This window comes from Streptomyces sp. NPDC090798 (assembly GCF_044768965.1).
In the GTDB taxonomy this organism is placed as follows: domain Bacteria; phylum Actinomycetota; class Actinomycetes; order Streptomycetales; family Streptomycetaceae; genus Streptomyces.
The window spans coordinates 47,248-70,642 of sequence record NZ_JBIVXA010000004.1; the positions used below are offsets into that span (position 1 = coordinate 47,248).

At 71.5% G+C, this 23,395-nt stretch carries 17 protein-coding genes; 3 read left to right on the plus strand and 14 right to left on the minus strand.

Annotation, left to right across the window (positions count from 1 at the left end):
- Position 1: 1 nt before the first annotated feature.
- From ACIQTP_RS10410 to ACIQTP_RS10450, 9 genes are all read right to left on the minus strand, one after another.
- The gene (locus ACIQTP_RS10410; protein ID WP_403398266.1) at positions 2-4,342 is read right to left on the minus strand and encodes an amino acid adenylation domain-containing protein; all 4,341 of its coding nucleotides are present in this window, start codon (positions 4,340-4,342) and stop codon (positions 2-4) included.
- A complete protein-coding gene (locus ACIQTP_RS10415; protein ID WP_403398269.1) occupies positions 4,329-4,586 on the minus strand; it encodes a phosphopantetheine-binding protein in 258 nt (85 codons plus the stop codon). The genes ACIQTP_RS10410 and ACIQTP_RS10415 overlap by 14 nt, the downstream gene beginning before the upstream one ends.
- A 32-nt stretch (positions 4,587-4,618) precedes the next feature.
- Complete coding sequence (locus ACIQTP_RS10420; RefSeq protein WP_403398271.1) at positions 4,619-6,181, minus strand: fatty acid--CoA ligase; 1,563 nt, start codon at positions 6,179-6,181, stop codon at positions 4,619-4,621.
- A gap of 48 nt (positions 6,182-6,229) precedes the next feature.
- Positions 6,230-6,757, minus strand: a complete 528-nt coding sequence (locus ACIQTP_RS10425) for an FcoT family thioesterase (protein WP_403398273.1) — start codon at positions 6,755-6,757, stop codon at positions 6,230-6,232.
- On the minus strand, positions 6,754-7,644 hold the full coding sequence (locus ACIQTP_RS10430) for a TauD/TfdA dioxygenase family protein (RefSeq protein WP_403398275.1): 891 nt from the start codon (positions 7,642-7,644) through the stop codon (positions 6,754-6,756). Before ACIQTP_RS10430 ends, ACIQTP_RS10425 begins: the two co-directional genes overlap by 4 nt.
- Before the next feature lie 40 nt (positions 7,645-7,684).
- Positions 7,685-7,924, minus strand: coding sequence for an acyl carrier protein (locus ACIQTP_RS10435; RefSeq protein WP_403398277.1), 240 nt, complete (start codon positions 7,922-7,924; stop codon positions 7,685-7,687).
- 23 nt (positions 7,925-7,947) lie between these two features.
- Positions 7,948-8,988 carry a beta-ketoacyl-ACP synthase III gene (locus ACIQTP_RS10440; protein WP_403398279.1) on the minus strand — a complete coding sequence of 347 codons (1,041 nt, stop codon included), beginning with the start codon at positions 8,986-8,988 and terminating at the stop codon, positions 7,948-7,950.
- Positions 8,989-9,060: 72 nt separating this feature from the next.
- The gene (locus ACIQTP_RS10445; protein ID WP_403398282.1) at positions 9,061-10,473 is read right to left on the minus strand and encodes an MFS transporter; all 1,413 of its coding nucleotides are present in this window, start codon (positions 10,471-10,473) and stop codon (positions 9,061-9,063) included.
- Positions 10,474-10,701: 228 nt separating this feature from the next.
- Entirely contained in the window at positions 10,702-11,454 is a 753-nt protein-coding gene (locus tag ACIQTP_RS10450) for an aspartyl/asparaginyl beta-hydroxylase domain-containing protein (RefSeq protein ID WP_403398284.1), read from the minus strand.
- Positions 11,455-12,316: 862 nt separating this feature from the next.
- Here ACIQTP_RS10450 and ACIQTP_RS10455 point away from each other — a divergent pair.
- Positions 12,317-12,838 carry a copper chaperone PCu(A)C gene (locus tag ACIQTP_RS10455; protein WP_403398287.1) on the plus strand — a complete coding sequence of 174 codons (522 nt, stop codon included), beginning with the start codon at positions 12,317-12,319 and terminating at the stop codon, positions 12,836-12,838.
- Positions 12,839-12,918: 80 nt separating this feature from the next.
- Here the strand turns inward: ACIQTP_RS10455 and ACIQTP_RS10460 are convergent, their stop codons facing one another.
- The 5 genes from ACIQTP_RS10460 to ACIQTP_RS10480 all read right to left on the minus strand — a co-directional run bounded on the left by ACIQTP_RS10460 (position 12,919) and on the right by ACIQTP_RS10480 (position 17,651).
- Positions 12,919-13,572: a sigma-70 family RNA polymerase sigma factor gene (locus ACIQTP_RS10460; protein ID WP_403398290.1), complete on the minus strand. Its 654-nt coding sequence runs from the start codon at positions 13,570-13,572 to the stop codon at positions 12,919-12,921.
- Between the two features lie 214 nt (positions 13,573-13,786).
- A complete protein-coding gene (locus ACIQTP_RS10465) occupies positions 13,787-14,482 on the minus strand; it encodes a hypothetical protein (RefSeq protein WP_403398292.1) in 696 nt (231 codons plus the stop codon).
- A gap of 150 nt (positions 14,483-14,632) precedes the next feature.
- Positions 14,633-15,154 (minus strand): copper chaperone PCu(A)C, encoded by a 522-nt coding sequence (locus ACIQTP_RS10470; protein ID WP_403398295.1) that lies wholly within the window; start codon positions 15,152-15,154, stop codon positions 14,633-14,635.
- Positions 15,151-17,406: a heavy metal translocating P-type ATPase gene (locus ACIQTP_RS10475; protein WP_403398298.1), complete on the minus strand. Its 2,256-nt coding sequence runs from the start codon at positions 17,404-17,406 to the stop codon at positions 15,151-15,153. Before ACIQTP_RS10475 ends, ACIQTP_RS10470 begins: the two co-directional genes overlap by 4 nt.
- Positions 17,406-17,651: a hypothetical protein gene (locus tag ACIQTP_RS10480; RefSeq protein ID WP_403398301.1), complete on the minus strand. Its 246-nt coding sequence runs from the start codon at positions 17,649-17,651 to the stop codon at positions 17,406-17,408. Before ACIQTP_RS10480 ends, ACIQTP_RS10475 begins: the two co-directional genes overlap by 1 nt.
- A gap of 560 nt (positions 17,652-18,211) precedes the next feature.
- Between ACIQTP_RS10480 and ACIQTP_RS10485 the strand changes: the two genes are divergently transcribed.
- Positions 18,212-21,106, plus strand: a complete 2,895-nt coding sequence (locus ACIQTP_RS10485; RefSeq protein WP_403398304.1) for an AAA family ATPase — start codon at positions 18,212-18,214, stop codon at positions 21,104-21,106.
- 139 nt (positions 21,107-21,245) lie between these two features.
- Entirely contained in the window at positions 21,246-22,874 is a 1,629-nt protein-coding gene (locus tag ACIQTP_RS10490; RefSeq protein WP_403398307.1) for a protease pro-enzyme activation domain-containing protein, read from the plus strand.
- The last annotated feature ends 521 nt before the right edge of the window (positions 22,875-23,395 follow it).

Below are 23,395 nucleotides of genomic sequence, written 5' to 3' on the forward strand. Positions count from 1 at the left end.
ACTACCTTGCGGGCGTGGCGGGATGGCACCGCTTCCCGGCCGGGGCGGGCAGGGTTCCGGTGGTGACGCAGCGGTCGAGGTAGCGGAAGGCGAGGTCGCGGTCGACGGGCGGGCAGGTGATACCGCTGCCGCGCAGACCGTTCACGACGTTGTCGGCGCGGACACGTCCCAGGCGCAGGTCGGGCCCGGTCGCGTCGTCGGTGTCCGCGTCCCAGGAGTCGAAGAGGGCGAGCGTGGTCGCCGCCACGCCTGAGTCACCGGAGTCACCGAAGGGGCGAGGCAGTTCGGCACGCCACTGGGCCAGCGGCATACGCCGCAGCGGGTAGCCGTACTCCTCCAGCCAGTCGTAGACGTCATCCAGCCTCACCAGGCCGGCGGCGGCGTGGTTGAAGACGGTCGCGCCCGGCGGGCGCTGTCCGAGGCAGAGGTGAACGAGCGCCCGGGCGACGTGGTCGACGGGTGTCCAGGTCTCCTCCTCGAACAGGTCGGGGACGATGCCCGCGGGAACCCCCGCGCGCAGCACGCTCCAAAGGAAGTCCCGCTCGTTCACGTAAGCGGTGGCGTAGGGGCCGACGATCCGGCCGAGCCGGTGCACGGTGACCGGCAGGCCCCTCTCCGCGGCCTGTTCCAGCAGGCACTCGGCCGCCCACTTCGACTGCTGGTAGCCGTGGCGCAGTCCGGCGTGGTACGGGAGGAAGGCCTCCGGTACCTCCGGGGCGAGGCCTAGGGGTGGGGCGACAGAGAGGGTCGACACGAAGTGCAGGGGGGTCGAGCGCACGGCCGCCAGGCGCAGCAGGTCCCGGGTGGACTCGGTGTTCGCGGCGCGGAGGGTGGCGTACTCGCGCATGATGCTGACGGTCGCCGCGTTGTGGAAGATCGCCCCGCAGGTACGGGCGAGTTCGGCGAAGAGCACCTCGTCCAGGCCGAGGCGGGGGCGGGCGAGGTCCGCGGGGACCGCCGTGATGCGTTTGCGCGCCGTGTCCGGGAGGTGGATCCGGTGGGTTTCCAGGGCCTGGCGGATGCGCGCGGTGGCCTCGGCGGGGCTCGCGGCGCGGACGGTGCAGACGATCTCCGCGCCGGTGTTCGTCAGAAGCTCGGCCAGCAGGTGTGTGCCGACGAAGCCGGTGGCGCCGGTGAGCAGGATTCTCTCCGGTGGGCTGCTCGCCCGGGGTCCGTCGCCGGGTCGGATGTCCGGGTCGAGGACGGTGTCGGCGCGCAGGGCCGCCGACAGGCCGGGAGCGGCCGGACGAGGCTGCTCCCGCCGCTCCAGGAACCTCGCCAGCTCGGCCGGGGTCGGGTGCTGGAAGAGCCAGGCGACCTTCACGTCACGGTGCAGTTCGACGCCGAGGCGGTTGGCGACCTGGATGGCCTGGAGCGAGTGGGCCCCCAGGTCGAACACGTCGTCCCGCGGGGAGAGGGCGGCCACGCCCAGCGCCTGTCGCCAGACGGCGGCGATGGCGCGCTCCAGTGCGCTGTCGGAAGCGGCCCCCTGCGTATCGGGGGCGGGTGCCGTCGTGGCGAGCGCGTTCCTGTCGATCTTCCCTGAGCTCGTGCGGGGCAGGTGGTCACGGAACTCGACGGCCGACGGGATCATCGCCGCGGGCAACCTCTTCCGGAGGTGGTCCCTGATCAGGGCCACGGCCGGGGCGGGCCCGTCCGGGACGACGTAGGCGACCAGGCGCCGCGTCCCGTCCCCCAGCACCTGTCCTACGACAGCCGCGCCACGGACTCCCGGGTGGCCGAGCAGGGCGCCCTCGACCTCGGCCGGATGCACACGGTGTCCGCTGATCTTGAACTCGGTGTCCGACCGGCCCAGGTAGCGCAGTTGGCCGTCGTCGCCGATCCGTACGAGGTCGCCGGTGCGATAGGCGCGGGGCGCTCCGGGGAGCCGGCCGAGAGGGGCGAAGCGGGAGGTGTCCGGTGGCCGGTCTCCGCGGTAGCCGAGGGCCAGGTTGTCGCCCAGGAGGTGGAGTTCGCCGTCGACGACCGCGGCTCGGGTGCCGGGCAGCGGCAGCCCGATGGGGACGTCGCCCGGGGCGAGCGAGGGGTCGTGGAGGTCGGCGACGGTGGCGACCACGGTGGCCTCGGTCGGACCGTAGGTGTTCAGCAACCGGACCGACGTGCCGACGGCCTCGCGCCAGCGGTCGACCCGTTCTGGGAGGACCGCCTCACCGCCGATGACGACGGTGCGCACGTCGGCGGGCAGAGTGACGGCGCCGGTCGAAACGGCGTAGGCCACTTCGTGCCAGTAGGCCGTGGGCAGGTCGAGGAAGCTGATCCGCAGCCGTGCGCAGGCTTCCAGGAAGCCGGGGACGGAATCGGTCATGTCGTCGCTGCGGACGACGAGCGTGGCGCCCTCGCACAGCGTGAGGAAGATTTCCTCGACGCTGGTGTCGAAGTGCAGGGGGGCGAACTGCAGGACGCGGTCCTGGTGGTGAAGGCCGTAGCGGTGTGTGGCGCCTGCGACGAAGCGCGCGAGGGCGCGGTGGCCGATCTCGACGCCCTTGGGGCGCCCCGTGGAGCCCGAGGTGTGGAGGACGTAGGCGAGGTCCTCTGTCGTCGTCCGTGCCGCCGGATGGGCGGCCGCGGACTCGGGTTCCGGCTGGTCGTATCGCAGAACGACGCGGTCCCCGAAAGCGTCGGCGTGGGCGCTGGTGGTGAGGACCAGGACCGGCCGGGCGTCGTCCAGCAGTTCCGCCCTGCGGGCCTGGGGCGCCGTCGGGTCGAGCGGGCAGTAGGCGGCACCGGAGAGCAGGACGCCGAGGATGGCGGTGATCGCGTCGATACCGCGCGGCAGGGCCACGGCCACCAGGTCGCCGTGGCCGACCCGTCGCGCGGCCAGTCGGCGGGCGAGTGCACGTGCCGACCCCAAGAGTTGGGCATACGTGATGCTGTTGCCGTCGTGCTCGACGGCGACGGAGCCGCCGCGCCGGGCGGCGTGGTCGGCGATCAGGTCGGGGACCGGGCGTACGGGGCCGGGCAGCGGCTCACCGTCCAGGACCGGGACGGGCTCGCGCACACCCAGGTCGCCGAGCGCCCGGTCGGGGGCGGCGACGGCCTCCCTGAGCCAGGAGAGCAGTCCCTCCTGGAGTGCGGCGACGTCCGCCTCGTCGTAGAGGTCGGGGTTGGCGTCCACGGCGATGCGCAGTCCCCCGCCCTCGCAACGGTCGTAGACGTTGACCGACAGGTCGTCGACGGGGCCCGCGGAGACGTTGTGCACCGTGCTGCGGTGGCCGGCGAACCGCAGGTCGTACTCGAAGGGCATGATGTTGACGCCAGGGCCGGACAGCCGGCGCTGTCCGCCGACGAGCTTGAGATCGCGCCGCAGTTGTTCGTAGCGGTAGCGCTGGTGCGGAAGTGCGGCGCGGAGCTCGCGGGAGATCCGGGTGGCGAGGTCGCGCGGGCTGTCCGACCGCGTGACCGCGACACGCAGGGGCAGGATGTTGCGCACCATGCAGGGAACGCGCAGCGATACGGAGCCCAGGCGTCCCATCGCCGGCAGGCTGAGGACGATCTCCGGCGCGCCGGTCGCGTGCTGCAGCTGGGCCACGGTCACGGCCAACAGCACCTCGGACCAGGTGAGTTCGAGGTCGCGGGCAACGGCACGCAGGGCCTTCGTCTGCGCCGTGTCGAGGTCCGCCACCCGCCGGTGGAACGTGCGCGCGGGCAGGGCCGTGCGGCCGGCCGGTGTCGCCACGGGCGGCCGGTCCGCGAACCGGTCCGCCCAGTAGGCGCGGGCCCTGGCGAAGCGGGGCGACTCCCGGTAGGCGCGCTCCTCGTCCCGCACCGCGGCCAGGGTGCCGAAGCCGCTGTCCACCACCGGCTCGCCCGCTGTCAGGGCTGTGTAGACCTGGGCGACCCGACGGGCGACCAGCGAAAGGCCGAAGCCGTCGAGGGCGATGTGGTGCACTCGGTGGTACCAGAGGTACTGCTCCGGTCCGGTGCGCAGCAGGGCGTGGCCGAAGACGGGGCCGCGCGCAAGGTCGACGGGGCGGGCCATGTCCTCGTCCATCCAGGCTCGGGCCGCCGCGTGCGGATCGGGCTCGACGGTGAGGTCGGCCGTGTGCAGGCGCCAGTCGCCGGCCGGGGCGACCGTCTGCCAGGGGCGGCCCTGGTCGTCGACGACGAAGGCGACGTTCAGGGCCTCCGTCTCCGCGACCACGTGGTGCAGGGCCGCGTCGAAGACGGCCGTGTCCACCGGTCCGTCGATGAGCACGTACTCGGCCGTGTTGTACGCGGGACTGTCCGGGTCGAGCTGCTGGCCGGTCCAGATGCCTTCCTGGGCGGCGAGCAACGGATGACGCCGCGCCGTGTCATTCATGTCGCTGTCAGGCGTCGGCATGGTCCGCTCCCCTGTGCCGTGTGGAGAGCAGCTGCCACCACTGGGCGAACGAGGTGCACTCGGCGAGTTCGACGAAGGTCACCTCCGCGCCGGTCTCCCGCCACCGTTCGAGGAGGGTGACGATCCTCAGGGAGTCCAGTCCGGCGTCCATGGGGTTCTCTTCGAGGTCGACTTCGTCGGGCTGCTGGTACAGGAACTCCGCCAGGTCCGCGCGGAAGCCCTCCAGCGTGAAGGGAGCAGGCATGTCGTTCTCTCTCAATCAGGCCTGTTGGAGGGTCAGTTGACCTTGCGTGCGCTGTCGCCCCAGAAGCGGTCGCGCAGCTCGCGGCGCAGGATCTTTCCGCTGGGGTTGCGCGGGACGCTGTCGATGAACTCGTAGCGGGCGGGCAGCTTGAAGCTCGCGAGCCGCGGGACGAGGAAGGTGTGCAGGTCCCGGGGGCTGGGCGGCTGCCCGGGCGCGGGGACGACGAAGGCGTGCACGTATTCGCCCCAGCGTTCGTCGGGGGCGCCGACGACGACGGCCTCCGCCACACCGGGGTGATGCTCCAGTACGTTCTCGATCTCGGCGGGGTAGACGTTCTCGCCGGCGACGAGGATGGCGTCCTTGATGCGGTCGCGGATGAAGACGTAGCCGTCCTCGTCGATGTATCCGGCGTCCCCGGTGTGGATCCAGCCGTCGACGAGGGTCTCGGCGGTCTTGTCGGGCAGTCCCCAGTACTCGACCATGTGGGCCGGCGTGGCCAGACAGACCTCCCCGACCGTGCCCGGCGGAAGTTCGCGCCCGTCGGCGTCGATCACCTTGCTGCCCACCCCCGGATACGGCCGCCCGGCCGCCTGCATGAGGGAGCCGCCGGGGACATGCGCGGCGGGGGGCAGGCAGACGGCGGTGTTGCCGGTCTCGGTGAGGCCGTAGATCTGGGCGAACTCGCAGTCGAGAACGGCGAGGCTCTCCTCCAGCAGGGCCTCGGAGATCGGAGAGCCTCCGTAGACGGTCTTGCGGAGGGTGGTGAAGTCCTTGGCGCTGGCGCCGGGTTCGGTCAGCATCATGCGGAGCATGGCCGGGACGACGCAGGCGGTGGTGATGCCGAGGTCGCGGATGAGGTCGACGGCCTGGCGGGCGGCGAAGGCCCGCATCGCGACGATCGTGGTTCCGGCGTTGAAGTTCTGCGTGGCCCACCACAGGCCGCCGACGTGGAATCCGGGGATGCCGATCAGCGCGATGTCACCGGCGCGCCAGTCGATCCAGTCCAGCCCCTCGCTCGCCAGCGCGTCGCGGATCGCGAAGAAGCTGCGGTGGGCGAGCACGACGCCCTTGGGCAGTCCGGTGGTGCCGCTGGTGTAGAGCTGGGCGACGGGGGTGTCGGGGGTGACGTGCAGTGTCGGGTCGGTGTCGGGGTGGGATGCCTTCCAGACGGCGAAGAGCTCTCCGAGCTCGACGACCGTGCCGGGAGGTGCGGTCGGCATCTTCTCGACGATGGGCCCGAACTCGTCCTCCAGGAAGAGCAGTCGGGTCCCGGAGTCCCGCAGGATGTGGCTGACCTCGGGCGCGGCGAGCCGCCAGTTGACGGGGACGAGCACGGTGCCGCTCTTGGCACAGCCGAAGAGGATCTCGTAGTAGTGCTCGGACTCCTTGCCGAGGTACGCGACCCGGTCGCCCGGCGTGAGTCCGGCGGCCTGGATGGCGTGGGCGATGCGGTTGCTCTCTCGGTGCAGTTGCTCGTACGTCATCGTGCGGCCCTCGAAGAGAACCGCGGGAGTTGTGGGCTGGTGTCGCGCGTGGAAGCTCGTGGTCTGGACGAGCGTCCGGAGCTCCGGGTGATGGAGCCTGTCCATGGCCATGGGGGTCTCCGTCCTCTCTTGCCGCTGGGTGGGGTTGCTGAGGGCGCGTCAGGGGACGTTGACGAACGCCAGGACCGCCTCGCCGTCGCACCTGCCCGAGTCGGCGTCCCAGTAGCGGAAGGCGGTCTCGGCGTGGAGGAACGGGCTGCCGCCTGCCGGGGCGCGTCGGGTGACGGACCGGAATTCCATCTCCCCGGAGAACGCACGGGGGTTGACGGCTCGCCGGAAGTTGGAGGCGAAGCGGGCGATCAGGATGTCGGGGAGCTGATGCTTCCAGAAGTCGTCCAGCGTCCAGGATTCGAACCCTGTCCCCAGCCCTTCCTTCACGGACTTGGCGACGAGGTAATACATCATCTGGTTGTAGCAGATGTTCACCTCGACGGAATTCAGATGGCCGGTGTCGTGGATGTAGCACGACTCCGGAATCCCGAATTCGCAGCGGACGACGGCTCGTCCGGCGGCGCTCTCGGTCACGACGGCCGAGCGCAGGTATTTGCAGTGGTCCTTGTAGGGCACCAGAACCCGCGCCAACAGGTCCTCGTCCGTGGGGTGATCGGCCATGGAGGAGGCCGTCATGCCGCTTTGATCCCGTCGTGGAGCTTGCGTTCGTCGTGCACGGTGACGCGGTAGGAGACGGTCGGCTCGGGTGTGGTCGTGTGCCGGGCACGGTGGATGAGACTGCGGTTGTCCCAGACCAGCAGGTCGCCCTGTTCGAAGCTCTGCAGGTGGATGTTGTCGTGCTCGAAGGTCTCGTCGAGCTGGCCGGTGGCCTCGAACAGGCGCCCCAGCAGCTCGTCGTCGAGCGGCTTGCCGACCTGGTCCTCGATGCCGACGGTGAAGCCCTCGCTTATGTAGAGGACCGTCTCGCCGGTCATGGGGTGGGTGAACGTGGTCGGCTGGAGGACGGCCGGGGTCTTCCGCTCGACCTCTTCGATGATCTCGGAGATGGGCCGGTAGACGTCGTGGGGCCGGATCTTGAAGTACTTGCGCACCGAGTGCCGGCAGTACGTTCCGCCGATCTCCTTCTTGAGTTCCTCGGGAAGCCTGTCGTATGCCCGACCCATGTCGATGAAATACGTGCCGCGGTTCTTCTCGGGAATGACCTGAGGGTAGATCAGGGTGATTCCGAAGGGGTCCGGCATGAACTGGTAGTCGGCGTGCCAGAACTTGCCGGTCTTCGGTACGCCTATCTGCTTGCCGTTCTCCGGCACGTTGGAGGAAACGAATATCTCGTTGACCTCCGGGTGGTGGTACATCGGCTCGTAGTAGGTCTCCGGACGGCCCAGCCGCTTGCCGAGTTCGAGGAACTCCTGGGGAGAGAGGTCCTGGCCCTTCAGAACGGCGATCTTCTTCGTGTAGACGGTGCTTTTGAGCACGTCGATGTCGGCGGCCGAAGCGGTGGCGTGGTCGAAGCCCTCGACCGTCGCGCCGATCACGGTGCCGGGCTGTTCATTGATCCGCATGGCTGCTGCCTTTCGTGGAGTGGGGGGAGAGCGGAGGAGGTCAGACGGCCGCTTGACGGGCGTCGACGAGTCCGGCGAGGTCGCCGAGGGTGAGGTCGGGCCGGAGTTCGTCGTCGCCGACGGCCACACCGAGGTCGCGCTCGATGCGGATGCTGATCTCGACCATCGTCAGCGAGTCGACGTCCAGTTCGGCGAAGGTCGCCTCGGGGCTGATCCGGCCGGCCGGGGTGTCGTGCAGCCTCGCGAGGATCTCGACCAGCTGGTCGTAGGTGGTGCTCATGACGTCGTCCGTTCTCCTTGGTCCTACGGATGGGCCGGCACGGGGAGCGTGGGCCAGGTCAGGAGGCAGGAGCCCCAGGTGAGGCCGCCTCCGAAGGCAGTGAGAAGAAGCCGGTCGCCGGGCCAGAGCGCCTGGCGGGCAGCCGCGTCGGCGAGAGCGAGCGGGATGGACGCGGCGCCCGTGTTGCCGACGGACTCGACCTGGGTCACGCACCGCTCGCGAGGGAGACCGAGGTCGTCGGCCACCGAGTGCAGGATCCGCAGATTGGCCTGGTGGGGTACGAAGTGGTCGACGTCGTCGATCTTCCAGCCGGCCCGGGCCAACGTGGCGCGCGCCGACTCGGCCATGCGCGTCACGGCGTGCCGGTAGACCTCCTTGCCCCGCATGGCGAAGTGCCGGTCCTGGCGGCTGGGTTCGCCCGGTCGGCAGCGCTGTCGGGAGCCGCCGGCCGCGACCATGATCAGGTCCTCGTGGGCGCCGTCGCTGCCGAGGTCGAAGTGGCCTACCGCGCCGGGCTCCTGGGGGTGCCCGGCGCGCAGGACGACGGCTCCCGCGCCGTCGCCGAAGAGGATCGCGTTGGCCCGGTCGAGGGGATCCACGATCGTGGAGTAGGTGTCCGCCCCGATGAGCAGGACCCGTTCGGCCACGCCGGCCGCGATGAGCCCGGCGGCCGAGGCGAGGCCGTAGACGAACCCGGTGCACACGGCACTGATGTCGAAGGCGGCCGCCCCTGTCAGACCGAGCCGTGCGGCGACCGCGGGCGCGGTGGCCGGACAGCTGTGGTCCGGGGTCGTCGTGGCGACGACGACGGCGTCGACCCTGTCCGACGCGGCGGCGGCGAGTGCCCGGCGGCCGGCTTCGACAGCCAGGTCGGACGTCGACTGTCCGGGGGCGACGACGTGCCGTCGGTGGATCCCGGTCCGGATGCGGATCCATGCGGAGTCGGTGTCGAGCCGTCGCGCGAGGTGCTCGTTGGTCACCACTCGGGACGGCACCCATCCGGCCAGCCCGCACAGGACGGCGGCCGGCGGAGGGGCATAAGAACCGGCGGCGGTAGGGGACATGGGGGTTTCTCCTGGCATGACGGAGGACGGGCCGCAAGGCCCGGACACGGAAGTGGGAGGCGAAGGGGGTGTCTAAGGACTGGTACTGGGGGCCTTGCGAAGGGCGAGGAGTGCGAGCGCGCCGCAGCCGATGCCGCCCGCTATCGCGAACACGGCGGTACGGATGCCGTCGAGGAGCCCTGGCCCGGAGGCGTTCTGCCCGACGCCACCGGCGACCGCGACCAGTACGGCGAGGCCGACCGCGCCGCCCACCTGCAGGGTTGTCGACGCCAGTCCCGAGGCGACGCCCTGGTCACCGGGGGCCACTCCGGCGGACGCGGCGATCCACATCCCCGTCCACGCGGCTCCCTGGCCGAGGCCCAGCAGCACGATTCCCGGCAGGAGGCTGGGATACGAGCCGTCCGAGGTGAGGGCCAGGCCGAGTGCCGCGGCTCCGGCGGCGCCCAGCGTCATGCCGCCCACCAGCATGCGGCGCATACCGAAGGCGGACACGGCCCGTTCGCCGGCCTGCGTACCGACGGCCACCACCACGGCGGGCACGAGAAACGCGATCCCGGTCTCGACCGCGCGGTACCCGTGGACCGTCTGGAAGTAGAGCGTCAGGAAGTACGGCACCGAGCTGAACGTCGCGCTGAACAGGGCGGTCACCCCCATCGCCACGAGCAGGCCGCGGTGGGCGAACAGCCGTGCCGGTACGAGCGGATCACGGGACCGCCTCTCCACGCCGGCGAAGAGCGTCAGCAGGCAGACCGACAGCACCGCGCTCGCGAGGGCCGCGGGCGTGTCCCAGCCCTCCGCGGGGGCCCGCACCAGCAGCGACACCAGGAGCGTGATCCCACCCGTGGCGGTCAGCGCACCCGCCACGTCGAAGTGCCGTGAGCGGTCCCACGGACCGTCCGCGGGGAAGAGCGACCTCCCGGCCACCGCGAGGGCGCCCGCCACGGGCACGTTGACGAAGAACACCGACGGCCAGCCGAACGCCTCCACCAGGACCCCGCCGAGAAGGGACCCGAAGCAGAGGCCGCCGGCTCCCGCGGCACCCCACACCGCCAGGGCCCGGTTCCGGTCGGGCCCTTCGTCGTACAGGGTGGTGATCAGGGACAGCGTCGCCGGGAACAGCAGAGAGCCGCCGATGCCCTGGACCGCCCTGACGGCGACCAGGACGCCCGGCGTCTGAGCCAGGCCGCCCACGAGGGACGATCCCGCGTACAGCAGCGCCGCGACGACGAACATCCGGCGTCGGCCGAGCAGGTCGGCGGCCCGGCCGCCCAGCAGCAGGAAGCCTCCGGTGGCCACGACGTAGGCGCTCACCACCCACTGCAGATCGTGGTCGGAGAAACCCAGCCCGGCGCCGATGTCGGGCAGGGCGACGTACACGATGTTGTAGTCGAGCGAGATGACGAGCTGCCCCGACGCCAGAACGAGCAGAGGGAGTCCGATTGACTTTCGGAGCGGAGCCTTTGCCGACTCTGTCGTGGACATCATCGATCACCCCCCTCGGGATCACGGTATTCGGAATTCCCACGGAATGAATTTCCGGCGGACCGACGGTTTTCCGTCACCGTAGCAGTCCGATTCGGACTTGGGAATGGAACACTTCTCGACACTCATTGCGCATTGATGGAACATCAGGGCAGCATGTGGAACCGGCAGTCGGAAACTGCCGGGTCGACGAGAACAGGGAATTCTCCAAAAGAATTCTTTACCCCCGTGTCAGTCCTCCCCCATGAGCCGACGGATCTCGGTGATGAGGGCGACCAGCGCTCGGCGCTCCGGAACGGTGGTCTCCGGATGCCAGAGGTCGATGAGCAGGCAGGTCCGCGGGCGGTTGCCCTCGTTGCGTGCCTCATGCTCGAAGGAGTAGTCGAAGAGCAGGCACTTGCCCTCTTCCCAGGAACGCCTCTCCCCGGCGACCGTGATGCTGCACCTGTCGGGGATGTCCACCGCGAGATGCAGGTTGATGCTGAAGTTCCACAGGTCGCAGTGGGGTTCGATGACTGCGCCCGGCAACAGAGTGGAGAAATGGCATTCCAGGAGAGGGCATATCTTGCCCGTGTCGACGGCTACGTCTTTCAGCACCCGATAAGCGGTGGGAGTCGTGGCGGCCGAATCTTCGACGAGACTTCCGTTGCGGAAGAGGTGGAGGGCCTGCCAGCTCTCCTGGCGCGCCAGATAGTGCTCGTAGTCCGAGAACACCTCCCGCCGCGCCGCCCATGCGGCGTTCAGCTCCTTCTTGATCGCCTGATGACTGGCCTCCAGTTCATGGACGACGGGGGCCAGTTCGGGGTAGGCGTACGGGTCGTGCCAGGGAGTAGGAGAGAGCCCCGGCATGATCCACTTGGCTGCTTTCCGCAGCGGATGCCGTTCGCTGCCGCCCGGCTCCAGCATCTGCTCGACCCGGGTGATCGATTCCGTACCGAACTCGGCTCTGATCGCGGCGAAGGCGTTCTCTATCCCTGGTGTCATGCGGTTCTCCGGAGTTCGGCGGCCGGGGCCGCAGGGCGGCGGTCGACGTCCGGAGCACCGTTCCCCGGCGCTCTGACTCCACGATCGCCTCCGCGTACGTGGCGGCAGCGCTGCCCAACTCGTCCGCGTTCCACGTGTGCCGCACCACCTTCGCCCGAAGTTCCGCGCTTCGACCTGCCGACCTCGCACGGTGGTCAGCGGGCGTTGAGCTGCGCTGTCGAACTAGTAGTCGGTCGCGAGTGGGCTGGAGTTCCCGCGTCCTCCGGGCCAATTTCCCCTGCCGTGGCGACACTTGGCGATACCTGGAGACACCTGGAGAGACTTGGGCCGATAGTCGCGCCGGGAGTCCGTGGAGTTCCCGCGATCGCGCGGTGTTGTGATCACCCGGGGCCGCGAAGGCGCCCACGGACCTCCGCGGTGCCGCGGCCTCCGCGGCGCGCCGGCCGTGGTCCCGAGACCGCCGAATCCACCAGCAGGTGGAGCAGCCCACTCAGTACCAGCCCCGCGGCACAGCCCACCAGGGCTCCGGGGACGCCCTCCACAACGAAACCCAGCCAGGCGTATCCGCCCGCCAGCACGGCCAGGGTGGCAACGCCCAGGGGCCAGGCCCCGCCGATCCTCGTCCAGCGGTGTTCGGGCCGGATGGTCTCTTGTTCCCACGGCCAACCCCGCGGTGCCCCCTCCCTCGGCTCTCGCGCGAGACCCCGCACGTGATCACCCCACCCCCCGCCGCGGTCCGCACCATTCCGCAACCACGTTCGATCCGGGCTCCGGAGGGGTCCTTCCCCACCGACACAGGGCGGAACCGGTCAGCTCGGCAGGAGCCGGGAACCAGCGGGGAGCGCGCCCCGACCTCTGGCGTATGGAGCCGAGAAGCCTGATGCGGGTGATGCGCCCGACGCGCAACACGCCGTTCGCCGACGTCTTACGGGCCGTCGCGCCGCCGTTGGGCGCCTCCTGCGGTGCGCTGGCCCTTCTGCTGGCGTACACCGCGACCGGCGCGGCAGGCGATCCGCCGCCCAGAATCACGGTCGTCGACGCGCACATCATCGCGGTACCGGCGGGCTCCGTCTCCACCGCCGCGTACTTCGAGATCCGCAACACCGGCCCGGCCAAGGACACCCTGCTGTTCGCGGACTCACCGAAACTGGGCGTCAGCGTCCTGCGCCGCACGGTGCGCCGGACCGGGACGGGGCGTACCGATCCCGTGTGGGCCGTCGACGTCCCGGCGGGCGGCACCGTACGGATGGCGCCCGGAGGACTCGGAGTCGTGATCCTGGATCCCCCCGTGCTGAAAGCAGGGCAGAAGGTGCCCTACCTCTTGTGGTTCCGTCGGAACGGGAAGGTCACCGTCCGGACCACCGTGACCGAGGGCGTGAGGTGAGCCTCGGCGGTCAGAACCGGCCGGATGCCGGGAAGGGTGGCGGTGTCCCCCGCTCGCGGTGGACACCGCCACCCTTTTCGTCACGCGGCGACGGCGGCAGGAACGCGCGGCTCCTCGGCCTCGACAAGGAGTTCGACGAGGGTCGCCCGGGCTCGGGCCACCCGCGAGCGGATCGTCCCGATGGGACAACCGCTGGCCTCGGCGGCCTCCTCGTAAGGGAGTCCCGTCAGCTGGGTGAGGACGAACGCCTCACGGCGCTCGGGGGGCAGCGCGTCCAGCAGGTCGAGCAGCGCCACACCGTCTTCGAAGCCGGGCAGACCGCTCGGCTGGGCCCGCTCGGCACACATCGTCCAGTCGTCCGTGTCGGCCAACCGGGGCCGCGTGGCGGCGTACCGCCAGCTGTCGACCACCGTGCGACGCGCGATGGACAGCAGCCACGTACGCGCCGACGAGCGCCCCTCGAACCGGTGCAGGCTGCCGAGCGCTCGCAGGAACGTGTCCTGCGTCAGATCGTCGGCGAGCTGACGGTCGCAGGAGAGGTACGTGATGTAGCGGACGACGTCGGGGTGCAGGGCCCGCACGAATCGGTCGACGGCGTCGGGGTCACCGGCGCGGGCGGCGAGGGCCCAGGCGGTGGCCGGATCGTCGGACGATGCCGTCGCGCCGGGCTGATCCGCCGTCTTGTGCCCCGCGTCGCGCTTCCCGCGCGACGCGGGGACGCCAGGAGTGATCACCTGATGTCCTTCTCGGTTGTCCGGGATCCGTCACCGCGGCACGGCGGCACGCGCGACCACGCGCTGGTACGCCGCCGGGCGTGAGTTCGCCACTGCGGAAAACGTCCCGGGACGGGAGGTGGGGATGGGGCCGTACGACGTGAACGGCCCGTGCCCGAAGCCCTGGCACCGACGACGCGGCGCCCATGGGGACGGCTTCGGGAAACCAGCTGTCTCAGGCGACAGCGATCCCGGCCGGAGGCCCCCGAGAAATGATCGTGTGCGCGAGCGGCAGCCGCGGCACCCGCTCCGAACGTTCGCGCGTCGGCCGCAGGCGCGGCCGGCGCGGCGGGGCGGGCAGCGCGAGCGACAGCCGCAGCGGAGCCGCCAGCCATCCCGCGAGGGCCCGCAGCACGCGGAACGCGGCCCTCTCGCCGTAGGCCAGCCACAGCCCACTCAGCACGGCGGCCAGGGCGTGGGCGGCAAGCATGCCGAACGACGACGTGCCGCCCATGCCGTGAGCCAACTGACCGAGGTGCCCCGCGTGCTCCGAACGCCCCATGGGCATGGACCCCATGGAGCCCGGAGACCCCATGTCCATCGCGTCCATGGGCGTGGAGCCCATGGACATGCCGCTCATGTCGTGCGCCACGGAGCCCGTGCCGGCGCCCGATGCCGCCGACTGGGCCAGCGAGAAGGCCGAGTGGAGCGCCCCTTGCGCGACGACCGCGGCGGACACCACCAGCGCGAGTCCGCGCTCGCGGCCCGCCAGACACCAGCCGACGCCGGTCGTGGCGGCGAACCCGGCGACCATCGTCCACCAGGGCACGGTGGAGCCCGACATCAGTACGTGACCCAGGGCGGCGAGCAGCACGCAGACGGCGGCGAACACCGCGGCCCGCATCGTGCGCGCACCCCACCCAGCAGTCATGACGGCCTCATCCTCGCATCCGGGCTTCGCTCGTCGCGGGTGGGTACGCACAGCACCCGGGCCCGCCACTCACCCTGAAGAGAGTGATACAGGACACAGCGCCCCGCCGGAACTCGACGGGCGGTCGGGCCGACCTCTAGGTGTGAGGGATCATGTGCCGTCCTGACCCGGACGGACCACCACGGCCAGGGTCTTCACGGCCCCGCTGCGTTCGAAACGCAAGGTGAACAAGACGAGGTCGCCGGCCTGCCAGCCCGCTTCGGCCGGGACCGTCACGTCGAGGCCGTACGGGGACATGGCAAGGCTGCCACCGGCCGGTACGGCGACCGACGCCACCGTCTGCGCGGAGGCCGACCGGGCGCCGGTCATGCGATGGCGGCTGAGGGTGCCGGCACCGTCGACCGCGCGCGACGTCACCTTCAGCAGCCGGTCCGCCGAGCCGCCGCTGTTGGTGATCCGGAAGAAGGCCGCCGTGTCCCGGGTGTCGCCGTAGGGCAGGTACACCTGTCCCCCGGTGACCGTGATCCGGGCCGGGCTGCCCGCGTTGCCGTACGCGGTCCACGTGCTCAGACCGCCGAGGGCCAGGCCGCACACGGCGACGGGCGCGAGCGCGGCGAGCAGGGTGTCGGTGAGCCGGCGGCGTGTCGGACGCCCAACCTGTTGTCCGGTCATCGGGTACGCCTCCCGGCGGGCGAGGGCTGCCGGCCGCGCAACCGCAGGCTGTTGCCGACCACCAGCACCGAGCTGGCGGACATGGCCGCCGCGGCGAGCATGGGGTTGAGCAGGCCGACCAGGGCGAGCGGCACGGTCACGACGTTGTAGCCGAAGGCCCAGACGAGGTTGACGCGGATGGTGCCCAGGGTGCGCCGGGCCAGCACGACGGCGTCCGCGAGGGCTTCGATGTCGCCGCGTACGAGGGTCACGTCGGCGGCCCCGATGGCCACGTCGGTACCGGTGCCCATGGCGATCCCGAGGTCGGCGCCGGCCAGCGCGGCGGCGTCGTTCACGCCGTCGCCGATCACCGCGACCCGGTGGCCCTGCTCCTGCAACTCGCGTACCAGCTCGGCCTTGTCCTCGGGCGTGCGGTGGGCGTGCACCTCGTCGATGCCCAGGGCCGCGGCAACGGCCCGGGCGGGCGCCTCGCGGTCACCGGTGACGAGCACGGGCCGCACGCCGAGCCGCCGCAGCCGGTCGACGGCCCGGTAGCTTCCGGGGCGCACGACGTCCCCGACCTCGATCAGCGCCTCGGCCACCCCGTCCACGCGGACCAGTACGGGCGTGTGCGCGGCTGCCTCCGCCGCCGACAGGGCAGCCGCGAGCGCGGCGGGCAACTCGTCGTCGGGGGCGAGGACTTCGATCAGCCGCCCCTCGACCCGGCCGCGCACTCCCCGCCCCGGCAGGGCGATGAACTCGCTCACGTCCGGCAGCCGCCGCTCGCGCAGCTCCCGCCGGGCGTAGGCGGAGACGGCCCGGCCGAGCGGGTGTTCCGAGCCCTGTTCGACTCCCCCAGCCAGCCGCAGTAGCGCGTCGCGGCCGAGCCCGCCTGGTACGGCGGTGACCCGGGCGACGCTCATGTGGCCGGTGGTGAGCGTGCCGGTCTTGTCGAGGACGACGGCGTCGAGGTGCTGAAGCCCCTCCAGCGCCTGTGGGCCGGTGACGAGGACGCCCAGCTGGGCACCCCGTCCGGTCGCGGCCATCAGCGCGGTCGGAGTCGCGAGGCCCAGCGCACAGGGGCAGGCCACGACCAGGACGGCCACGCTTGCGGTGATCGCCGCCTGTGGATCGGCCCCTGCACCCAGCCAGAACCCGAGCGCGGTGACGGCCAGCGCCAGTACGACCGGCACGAAGACACCGGCCACCGAGTCGGCCAGACGCTGGGCGCACGCCTTGCCGGCCTGTGCCTCGGTGACCAGACGGGTGATGCGGGCGAGCTGCGTGTCGGCACCGACGGCCGTGGCCCGTACGAGCAGCAGCCCGCCGGCGTTGACGGCCCCGCCGACCACGGGCGAGCCCGGCCCGACCTCGACCGGCTCGCTCTCCCCGGTGACCAGGGAGAGATCCACGGCCGAACTGCCCTCCCCCACCTGTCCGTCGGTGGCGACCCGCTCGCCCGGCCGTACGACGAAGACCTGACCGCCCTCCAACTCCTCGATGGGAACGAGCCGTTCGAAATCACCGTCTCGTACCGACACCTCCTTGGCGCCGAGTTCGGCCAGCGATCGCAGCGCCGCCCCGGTACCGCGCCGGGCGCGTGCCTCCAGGAACCGCCCCGCCAGTACGAACAGCGGTACGCCGACGGCCGCCTCGAGATAGATGTGCGCGACACCGTCCGAGGCGGAGGGTACGAGGCTGAACGGCATCCGCATCCCGGGATCACCGGCGCCCCCGAGGAAGAGCGCGTACGCCGACCACGAGAAGGACGCCACCACGCCCAGCGACACCAGCGTGTCCATGGTCGCCGCCGAGTGCCGCAGCCCTCGTAGCGCCCGCACATGGAAGGGCCGGGCGCCCCATACCGCGACCGGCGCGGCCAGCATGAAACACAGCCACTGCCAGTTGCGGAACTGCAGCGCGGGCACCATCGACAGCACGAGCACTGGCACCGCGAGCAACACGGTGACCAGCAGCCGGCCGCGCTCCTGCCGCGCTTCCTCGGTCTCCCGACCGCCCTCGCGCGGTCGCTTCTCGGGCGGCTCGGGGAGCGCGGCCGTGTAGCCGGCCCTTTCGACCGTCGCCACGAGTTGCCCGACGCCGACCTCCGTCGGATGGCTCACGCGAGCCCGCCCGGTGGCCAGGTTCACGGTCGCCGTCACTCCGTCGAGCTTGCCGAGCTTCTTCTCGACACGGGTCACGCACGCGGCGCAGGTCATGCCGCCGACGGTCAGATCGGTCGTCACCAGGGTGGTCACCGGTTCGGCGCCCATCAGCCGTGTCCTCCCCGCATGTTGCCCATGTCGTCCACGCCTCCGCCGCCGCCTCCGCCGCCGTCGCGGCTCGTGCCGCTGCCGTGCATACCGGGTGCGACAGGACCGGCGCCGGCACCCACGGCGTAGGACACCGTGAAGATCAGGGCCAGCAGCAGGAGGAAGCCGCAGAGCGCGGGCGGGGGCGCCGCCTTCCGCAGCGCCGCACCCGCGCCGGTCAAGGAGGATTGCCTCGACTCGTCCATCAACCGCGTCTCCAGATCACCTCGGACGGCGTCGGTCGGATCGCGCCGTACCGGTTCAGTAGTCGGACCGGCCACGGGCCGGGTTCCGGAGGAGACATGTGGCGCGCGTCACGCGAGGCCCGAGACACGGCTCGTGAGGTTCGGTGTGCGGCTGGTCGGCCCCCTCCCCCCGAGGACCTGATGCGAATGCCGGGGCGGCCGGCCGGCGTCCCGCGAGCGTCCCCGGCCGGGCACGGCTTCGCGAACCCGATGCTCACCTGCCCGACCGGCCGGCAGCGACAGCGACAGCGACAGCGACAGCGACAGCGACAGCGACAGCGAGGGGCATAGCACCCGCGGGAGTATGGCGTACAGGCGCGTGACGGACGTCATTTGACAAGCCGAATCCGCGAAGGTTGTCATGAACACATGCTGCGATGCCCTGGGACCTGCCGCGCTCGCCGAGCCGACGGCTCCGCCCTCGGCGCCGGTTGTAGCCCGTCACTGGGCGCAGCGTGCACGAAGACCGTGGGTGCCACCTCCAGGGCAAAGGGCGGGCGGCTGCCATGGGAATACGGTCATTGACCGGGCGCCGCGAGCTGCTCGACACCGCCCGGGCCGAGTTGACGGCCAGCCCCGGAGTGCTCTTCCACGGTCCTGCGGGGATCGGCAAGTCCATGCTGTTGGCCGCCCTCGCGGCGTCCTTGGCCGCGCATGACCGGTCGGCCGGCACGGTGCTGCACTGCTCGCCCGCAGAGGAGGACGCACGGCTCCCGTTCGTCGGCCTCATCGACCTGTTCGCGCGGGTACCGGAGAGCTGCCTGGAGGCCCTGCCGCCCGCGCCGAGCCGGGCACTGAGGGCGGTCCTGCTGCGCGGGCGGGAACCGGCCGACGACCAGAGCCGTCTCGCCGTACGCGTCGCCGTCCTCGAAGTGCTGCGAACCCTCGCCGCCACCGGCTCCGTTCTGCTGGTCATCGACGACCTCCAGTGGCTCGACGAGCCCAGCGCCGAAGTGCTCGCCTTCGCCGTACGGCGCGTCAGGGGCCTCGACATACGGGTGGTGGCCGCCGAGCGGGTGGCCGACGGCGAGCAGCCCGCACGGCTGCGCTGCTGCCCGCCGGGCACCGTCGAACTGCCCGTGCCGCCGCTGGCGGACGGCGAGGTGGCACACCTCGTGCGCACCGGCATCGGTGCCGACCTGCCACCGGCGGTGCTGCGGGCGATCCAGGACGCCGCTGCCGGAAACCCCTGGTACGCACTGGAGTTGGGGCGGGCGGCCATACGCGACGGAGGGCCCGTCGGCTTCGGCCGGACGCTGCCCGTACCCCGAAGGCTGCGTACCCTGCTGCTGGACCAGGCACGTACGCTGCCGGAAACAGTGCGGCGCACGCTCCTCGTCACGAGCGCCGCCGCCCGCCCCAGCCTCACTCTGCTGCGTGCCGCCGGACTCCATGACCCCGCGGCGGACCTCGCGGAGGCCGAACGACTCGGTGTCGCGACGGCCGACGCCGACGGAACCATACGGTTCCGGCATCCGCTGATCCGGGCCGCTGTCTATGCCGACGCCCCGGAGTACAGCCGCCGGCAGGCGCACGCCCTGCTGGCTCATTCGGTCACCGAGCCCGTGGAGCAGGCCCGCCACCTCGCTCTCGCCCACCCGCACGAGGACGAGACCACCGCCCGCACCCTGATGTCCGCGGCCGAGTCCGCACGCCGCCGCGGCGCTCCCGATGCCGCCTTCGAACTGGCCGGACTCGCTGTGCGACGCACCCCCGGCGACCGCTCCGCGGATCGCGCCGACCGGCTGCTGGCCGCGGCCGAGTACGCGTGCGACGCCGGACAACTCGACGAGGCGGGGCAGGCGGCCGAGACCGTCCTCGCCGAGTCGGGCTCCGCACGGCAGCGGGTACGGGCCCGGCTGGTCATGCTGCGCAACGCCGGGCAGGCGCTGGAAGGCGCCCATGAACTGATCGAGGAGGGCCTCCGGGACGCCGACGGCGACCCGGAGGCCGAGGCGTGGCTGCACCACTGGGCGGCGGTACGCGGCCTGCTGTGCGGGGAGTTGGAGGAGGCGGCCCGGCATGCCCGGCGCGCAGCCCGGCAGGCGGACCGGGCGGGCGCCACGGACACCCGGATCGGGGCGCTCGCCACCCTCGCCCGGGTGCGGTCCCTGGCCGGGGAACCGGTCGCCGCCGACGCCGCGCTCGAGGAGGCGCTCGCACTGGTCGGCGGCGCCGGCGCCGGCCCGGAGAGCTGGGGACTGATCCGGATGCGGGCGATCCTCGCCCTGGACTCCGACAGGGTGACCGAGGCCCGGGACCAGGTCACCGAACTCCTCGCGGAAATAGGCGAGTTCGCCGGCGTCGAGGAGGTCATGGCGACCCTGGTGGCGCTGACCCGTATTCAGGTGCGCTCCGGTCACTGCCGGGAGGCGCTGCGCACCGCCGCCCGCTGCTCGCGCGCCATGGCCGAGACGGGCGTACAGGCGGCTCCAGCGCTGTATGCGGCGGCGTTGGCGGCGACCGCGGGCGGCACCGCCGACGAGGCCCGGCACCTCGCCGAGCAGGCGGTACGGGCCTCGGAGGCGGACGGCGACCGGTTGTTCCTGCTGCGCGCACTGGCGGTGCTCGCGCAGGCCGAGTTGCTCGTCGGAGACCCACGGGGGGCGGCGGCCGCGGTCGAGGCGCTGCAACGTGTCAAGGAACTCGGCGAGGCGATGTCCGCCGCCGACCCGCCCTTGCTCCACTGGTACGGCGACTTCGCCGAGGCCCTGGTCGTCCTGGGCGAGACGGACGCGGCCGGGGGCGTGATCCGCGAGGCCCGCACGCGTGTGTCCGGCGATGCGCCCGGGAGCGTACTGGCGGCTCTGGAGCGGGCGGAGGGGCTGCGTGAGGCGGGACTCGGCCGGGCGAAGGAGGGGGCGGTACGACTGCGAGCGGCCGTGGACCGCCTACGTCAACTTCCCTTGCCCGTGGAGCTGGTGCGCACCCTGATCGCACTCGGCGCGGTCGAGCGCCGCGCGCGCCGCAGGAACGCGGCGCGAGCGGTCCTCGGCGAGGCCCTGGAGACCGCGACGCTGATCGGCGCCGCTCCGCTGGCGGCGCGGGCCAGGGACGAGCTGACGCGACTGGAAGCCGGAGAGCGGAGCGGTGAGGCCGGCGCGGGCAGGCCCGAACTCACCCCCACGGAAGCCAGGATCGCCGGACTGGTCGGCGGCGGGGCCACCAACCGGGAAGTCGCCGCCGAGCTGTTCATCAGCGTCAAAACGGTGGAAGGTGCCCTGTCGCGGGTCTACCGCAAGGTCGGGGTGCGCTCGCGCACCGCGCTCGCCCATGCGATGGCGGTCGCCGTCATCGCGTCCGGGGCGGCCGTGGATTCCGGCGACGACGACCAAGTGAAGCCTCCGACACAGGCCGTGATGACAAGTCAGCCCGGTCGTGTCCGCATTCCGCGTGCGCTCGGGACACGCCGTTGACGTGACATCCGCAGTTCACGTGACATCCGCAGTTAACACGTGACGCAAGGGTTCCCCCGCTTATGCGGGTGGGGCTGATGTTCCTACGGTGAAGCCGTTCCACTTCCGGGACACCACCCCCACTCTCCGGAGGACTTCAGTGAAGTCACGCCTGAAACTGGCCGGCCTGGTCGCCGTGCCGGCCCTGCTCGCCGCCGCCGTCCCCACCGCCTACGCCGCCGGCACCCCCCAGCCGCACTCAACCCGCGCGGCCATCACCGGAGATGTCCTGAAGGGCCTGAACCAGAACGCGACCCACACCGGCAGCGTCGCCGCCGGGAAGCGAATATCGGTGGCGATCAGCCTGGCCCCCAGAAACGACAAGGCGCTCGACACCTTCGTCGCCAAGGTCAGCAACCCGCGGTCGAGCTCCTACGGCCACTACCTGACGAAGCGTCAGTTCGCCGCCCGTTTCGGCCGGACCGACGCCGAGATCAAGCAGCTCAAGGACTACCTGCGCGCGCAGGGGCTCACCGTCGGCACCGTCCACTCGGGGAACCTGCTGGTCGACGCCAGCGGCACCGCCGCCCAGCTGCAGAAGGCCTTCGGCACCAAGCTGTCGACCTGGAAGGACGCCAAGTCGGGACGCTCGTTCTACGCCAACGACACCGCGCCGACCCTGCCGACCGCCATCGCCTCCCTCGTCAGCGACGTGGCCGGCCTCAACAACCGCACCCAGCTGCACCACCAGGCGCCCTCCACGGTGACCCCCCACAACGGGCCGGGCGGCGGCTACACCCCGGCCCAGCTCAAGGGCGGCTACAACGTCTCCGGTACGTACACCGGCAGCGGCCAGAAGATCGCGCTGCTGGAGTTCGACGGCTTCCAGCAGGCCAACATCACGAAGTACGACAACAACTACAGCCTGGGCTCGCCCACTCCGACCGTGTCGAAGGTGGACGGCGGCTCCGGCTCGCTCGGTGACGGGCAGGTCGAGGTCGAGCTGGACATCGAGGTCCTGCACGCGATCGCGCCGAAGGCGAACGTCACCGTCTTCGAGGGCCCGAACTCCGACGCCGGTGAGGTCGACACCTACCAGGCCATCGTCGACAGCGGCATCCCGACCACCTCGATCAGCTGGGGCGCCTCGGAGAGCCAGCGCACCACGTCCAACATCAACGCCGTGGACGCCGTCTTCAAGGCGGGCGCGGCCGAGGGTCTCGGCTTCTACGCGGCCTCCGGCGACGACGGCTCCGACGACGCGGGCGACGGCACGACCACCGTCGACTACCCGGCCAGCGACCCGTACGTCACCGGCGTCGGCGGCACCAAGCTGACCGTCACCTCCGCCAACGCCTGGAGCAAGGAAGTGGCCTGGTCCGGCGGTGGCGGCGGCAAGTCCTCCGTCTTCAAGATCCCCAGCTGGCAGACCGCGGTGCAGAAGAGCGCCGGCGGCGGCTACCGCCAGGTGCCGGACGTCTCGGCGCACGCCAACCCCAGCCCCGGTGTCTCGATCTACTCGCAGGGCTCCTGGTCCTCGGTCGGCGGCACCAGCGCCGCCGCGCCCGAGTGGGCGGCGTTCGGCGCGCTGTACAACCAGCAGGCCGCGGCGGCGGGCAAGGCCAACCTCGGCTTCGCCAACCCCGCTCTCTACACGGCGAACGGCACCGGCTTCCACGACATCACCAGTGGCAGCAACGGTGACTACTCCGCCGCCACCGGCTGGGACTTCACCACCGGATGGGGCTCGTACAACGCGGCGACCCTGTCGAGCAAGCTGCTCGGCTGACCCCCGGCCGCCGAAGGCCCACCACTGAGGCGCGGGCCGGGATCACTCCCGGCTCGCGCTGCGGTCTGTTCCCTTCCCTCCCGAAACATGACAGCGAGTTATGGGGGGGCGGCCCAGCGGCTCGGCGGGTGGTTGATCAGCAGGCCGTCGCGACCAGCCGCCGCACCGAGGCGCTCACCAGCGCGCCGCAGACCAACATCGCCTTGTCGACGGCAACCAGGCCCGGAAGAGGGCTGACGACTCGGCCTGGAAGTCCCGGGCGGCGGAGCGCGCCTTTCGTGTCGGCAGTCGGCCGCCGTCAGGGGCCGGGCGCTCCAGGCCGATGCCGGTCCACGAGGCCGACGACGGACAAGGCCAGGGGCCGGACCCATGAGACTGCTTCGCGGCGGAAGCGGACCCTGTCACAGCCGTGGCGGCTCGTCCGGAACGGGGTTCAACTCGCCATGTCACGCTGGTGCTTCATGACCATCTGTGGTTACCTGGCTGCATGACCGTGCTCGTGACCCGCCGCCACGTTGACT

Bases quoted from the DNA above. Each gene is read 5' to 3' on its own strand.
- ACIQTP_RS10435 (WP_403398277.1), bottom strand. From the start codon at position 7,924: ATGAGCACCACCTACGACCAGCTGGTCGAGATCCTCGCGAGGCTGCAC.
- ACIQTP_RS10440 (WP_403398279.1), bottom strand. From the start codon at position 8,988: ATGTCCCCTACCGCCGCCGGTTCTTATGCCCCTCCGCCGGCCGCCGTC.
- ACIQTP_RS10450 (WP_403398284.1), bottom strand. From the start codon at position 11,454: ATGACACCAGGGATAGAGAACGCCTTCGCCGCGATCAGAGCCGAGTTC.
- ACIQTP_RS10470 (WP_403398295.1), bottom strand. From the start codon at position 15,154: ATGACCGGACAACAGGTTGGGCGTCCGACACGCCGCCGGCTCACCGAC.
- ACIQTP_RS10455 (WP_403398287.1), top strand. From the start codon at position 12,317: ATGGAGCCGAGAAGCCTGATGCGGGTGATGCGCCCGACGCGCAACACG.
- ACIQTP_RS10465 (WP_403398292.1), bottom strand. From the start codon at position 14,482: ATGACTGCTGGGTGGGGTGCGCGCACGATGCGGGCCGCGGTGTTCGCC.
- ACIQTP_RS10480 (WP_403398301.1), bottom strand. From the start codon at position 17,651: ATGGACGAGTCGAGGCAATCCTCCTTGACCGGCGCGGGTGCGGCGCTG.
- ACIQTP_RS10425 (WP_403398273.1), bottom strand. From the start codon at position 6,757: ATGACGGCCTCCTCCATGGCCGATCACCCCACGGACGAGGACCTGTTG.
- ACIQTP_RS10475 (WP_403398298.1), bottom strand. From the start codon at position 17,406: ATGGGCGCCGAACCGGTGACCACCCTGGTGACGACCGATCTGACCGTC.
- ACIQTP_RS10430 (WP_403398275.1), bottom strand. From the start codon at position 7,644: ATGCGGATCAATGAACAGCCCGGCACCGTGATCGGCGCGACGGTCGAG.
- ACIQTP_RS10415 (WP_403398269.1), bottom strand. From the start codon at position 4,586: ATGCCTGCTCCCTTCACGCTGGAGGGCTTCCGCGCGGACCTGGCGGAG.
- ACIQTP_RS10410 (WP_403398266.1), bottom strand. From the start codon at position 4,342: ATGCCGACGCCTGACAGCGACATGAATGACACGGCGCGGCGTCATCCG.
- ACIQTP_RS10420 (WP_403398271.1), bottom strand. From the start codon at position 6,181: ATGGCCATGGACAGGCTCCATCACCCGGAGCTCCGGACGCTCGTCCAG.
- ACIQTP_RS10445 (WP_403398282.1), bottom strand. From the start codon at position 10,473: ATGATGTCCACGACAGAGTCGGCAAAGGCTCCGCTCCGAAAGTCAATC.